Raw genomic sequence first — 3149 nt, 5'->3', positions numbered from 1 at the left:
TTTTGAATGACAGCAATGTCATGCAGTATTTGTTCTTTAACAATTTGGAAGAAGAAGTAGTACAACGGAAGCGCGTTAGAGATGGCGCGTGGAAATTGTACGGGTTGTGATTGTATCAACCAGTATTTAAAGTGATCGAAAGATGACTTGGAATACGGCACAACGCTAATACTCAACCTATAAGGATGTGTCGAGAGACGCACTCGTTATAGGGTCAAGCGAATAAGTGCATGTGGTGGATGCCTTGGCGATTACAGGCGATGAAGGACGCGATAGCCTGCGAAAAGTTGTGGGGAGCTGGCAAATAAGCATTGATCCACAAATGTCCGAATGGGGAAACCCGGCCTTTTAGGTCATCCTAGACTGAATACATAGGTCTAGCGAAGCGAACGCGGCGAACTGAAACATCTAAGTAGCTGCAGGAAAAGAAATCAACCGAGATTCCCAAAGTAGTGGCGAGCGAAATGGGACCAGCCTTCAAGATTTAGCACCGGTGTTATCAAAACGGAATGGAAAGTCCGGCCATAGTGGGTGATAGCCCCGTATGAGAAAACCCTGGTGTGGAACTAAGCTTGAGAAAAGTAGGGCGGGACACGTGAAATCCTGTCTGAAGATGGGGGGACCATCCTCCAAGGCTAAATACTCGTAATCGACCGATAGTGAACCAGTACCGTGAGGGAAAGGCGAAAAGAACCCCGGGAGGGGAGTGAAATAGATCCTGAAACCGCATGCATACAAACAGTCGGAGCCTCGAAAGGGGTGACGGCGTACCTTTTGTATAATGGGTCAGCGACTTACATTCAGTGGCGAGCTTAACCGAATAGGGAAGGCGTAGCGAAAGCGAGTCCGAATAGGGCGTTCAGTCGCTGGGTGTAGACCCGAAACCAAGTGATCTATCCATGGCCAGGTTGAAGGTGCGGTAACACGTACTGGAGGACCGAACCCACTAACGTTGAAAAGTTAGGGGATGAGCTGTGGATAGGGGTGAAAGGCTAAACAAACTTGGAAATAGCTGGTTCTCTCCGAAAACTATTTAGGTAGTGCCTCGTGTATCACCTTCGGGGGTAGAGCACTGTCATGGTTGAGGGGTCCATTGCGGATTACCTCGCCATAGCAAACTCCGAATACCGAAGAGTGCAATCACGGGAGACAGACATCGGGTGCTAACGTCCGGTGTCAAGAGGGAAACAACCCAGACCGCCAGCTAAGGTCCCTAAATATTGCTAAGTGGGAAACGAAGTGGGAAGGCTAAAACAGTCAGGAGGTTGGCTTAGAAGCAGCCACCCTTTAAAGAAAGCGTAATAGCTCACTGATCGAGTCGTCCTGCGCGGAAGATGTAACGGGGCTAAGCAATATACCGAAGCTGCGGATGCGAGCTTGCTCGCATGGTAGGAGAGCGTTCTGTAAGCCTGTGAAGGTGTCTTGTAAAGGATGCTGGAGGTATCAGAAGTGCGAATGCTGACATGAGTAGCGATAAAGGGGGTGAAAGGCCCCCTCGCCGTAAGCCCAAGGTTTCCTACGCAACGTTCATCGGCGTAGGGTGAGTCGGCCCCTAAGGCGAGGCAGAGATGCGTAGCTGATGGGAAGCAGGTTAATATTCCTGCACCGTCGTATGATGCGATGGGGGGACGGATCGCGGAAGGTTGTCCGGGTGTTGGAAGTCCCGGTCCCTGCAGTGGAGAAGGCGCTTAGGCAAATCCGGGCGCGTAATTCAAGGCTGTGGGGCGAGCGAACTTGTTCGCGAAGCAATTGGAAGTGGTTCCAAGAAAAGCCTCTAAGCTTCAGTCATACGAGACCGTACCGCAAACCGACACAGGTGGGCGAGATGAGTATTCTAAGGCGCTTGAGAGAACTCGGGAGAAGGAACTCGGCAAATTGGTACCGTAACTTCGGGATAAGGTACGCCCTTGTAGCTTGACTGGCCTGCGCCAGGAGGGTGAAGGGGTTGCAATAAACTGGTGGCTGCGACTGTTTAATAAAAACACAGCACTCTGCAAACACGAAAGTGGACGTATAGGGTGTGACGCCTGCCCGGTGCCGGAAGATTAAATGATGGGGTGCAAGCTCTTGATTGAAGTCCCGGTAAACGGCGGCCGTAACTATAACGGTCCTAAGGTAGCGAAATTCCTTGTCGGGTAAGTTCCGACCTGCACGAATGGCGTAACGATGGCCACACTGTCTCCTCCCGAGACTCAGCGAAGTTGAAGTGTTTGTGATGATGCAATCTACCCGCGGCTAGACGGAAAGACCCCATGAACCTTTACTGTAGCTTTGCATTGGACTTTGAACCGGTCTGTGTAGGATAGGTGGGAGGCTTTGAAGCAGGAACGCTAGTTTCTGTGGAGCCGTCCTTGAAATACCACCCTGGCTTGTTTGAGGTTCTAACCTAGGTCCGTAATCCGGATCGGGGACAGTGCATGGTAGGCAGTTTGACTGGGGCGGTCTCCTCCCAAAGTGTAACGGAGGAGTACGAAGGTACGCTAGGTACGGTCGGAAATCGTGCTGATAGTGCAATGGCAAAAGCGTGCTTAACTGCGAGACTGACAAGTCGAGCAGGTGCGAAAGCAGGTCATAGTGATCCGGTGGTTCTGTATGGAAGGGCCATCGCTCAACGGATAAAAGGTACTCTGGGGATAACAGGCTGATACCGCCCAAGAGTTCATATCGACGGCGGTGTTTGGCACCTCGATGTCGGCTCATCTCATCCTGGGGCTGTAGCCGGTCCCAAGGGTATGGCTGTTCGCCATTTAAAGAGGTACGTGAGCTGGGTTTAAAACGTCGTGAGACAGTTTGGTCCCTATCTGCCGTGGGCGTTGGAAGTTTGAAGGGGGCTGCTCCTAGTACGAGAGGACCGGAGTGGACGAACCTCTGGTGTACCGGTTGTCACGCCAGTGGCATCGCCGGGTAGCTATGTTCGGAAGAGATAACCGCTGAAAGCATCTAAGCGGGAAACTCGCCTTAAGATGAGACTTCCCTAGGAACTTGATTCCTTTGAAGGGTCGTTCAAGACCAGGACGTTGATAGGTCAGGTGTGGAAGCGCAGTAATGCGTTAAGCTAACTGATACTAATTGCCCGTAAGGCTTGATCCTATAACCAGTGTGTTTTTCCTGGTGTGAGTATCGCTGTGCCGATACACTCACAACCCACA

At 51.4% G+C, this 3149-nt stretch carries 1 rRNA gene; it reads left to right on the top strand.

The features are described from left to right. Window positions 1-212 precede the first annotated feature (212 nt). Window positions 213-3090: ribosomal RNA gene (locus tag C5N93_RS00170) — 23S ribosomal RNA — on the top strand. Window positions 3091-3149 lie beyond the last annotated feature (59 nt).

Source organism: Pandoraea sp. LA3, from assembly GCF_022696215.1.
GTDB classification, from domain to species: Bacteria; Pseudomonadota; Gammaproteobacteria; order Burkholderiales; family Burkholderiaceae; genus Pandoraea; species Pandoraea capi.
The sequence above is the reverse complement of the archived record's forward strand: the minus strand, read 5'-3'. Positions and strand labels throughout refer to the sequence as shown.